The organism is Sphingomonas sp. LH128 (assembly GCF_000293195.2).
GTDB lineage: Bacteria > Pseudomonadota > Alphaproteobacteria > Sphingomonadales > Sphingomonadaceae > Novosphingobium > Novosphingobium resinovorum_A.
The window spans coordinates 1-323 of the sequence record NZ_ALVC01000635.1 but is presented as its reverse complement, the minus strand read 5'-3'; the positions used below and the strand labels follow the sequence as shown (position 1 = coordinate 323).

Sequence of the window (323 nt, the reverse complement as noted above, 5' to 3'; positions counted from 1 at the left end):
ACCGACGAGTTCGTCCGCCGCTTCCTGATCCACGTTCTGCCGCGCGGCTTCCACCGCATCCGGCATTACGGCCTGCTCGCCAGTTCGACCCACAAGGACACCATGGCGCTGGCCCGCAGACTTCTGGGCGTTGCGGTACCGGTCGAAGAGCCCGAACCCGACGAACCTCTCGACCATCGCCCGCCATGCCCATGTTGCGGCGGGCACATGACCATCATCGAGGCCTTCGCCCGCTGGTGCCAGCCCCGCGCGCCACCATCATCGGCATCGCCAATCCGGGGGAATGCGCCATGATCCGGCATGGCTCAGGCTGCACGACGGTC

Annotated in this window: 1 protein-coding gene; it reads left to right on the top strand. The window is 67.2% G+C overall.

Features of this window, described 5'->3' with window-relative positions:
* Positions 1–294 (top strand): transposase (locus LH128_RS32705; RefSeq protein WP_202196513.1); only part of this gene is annotated, 294 nt, incomplete at its 5' end.
* Positions 295–323 lie beyond the last annotated feature (29 nt).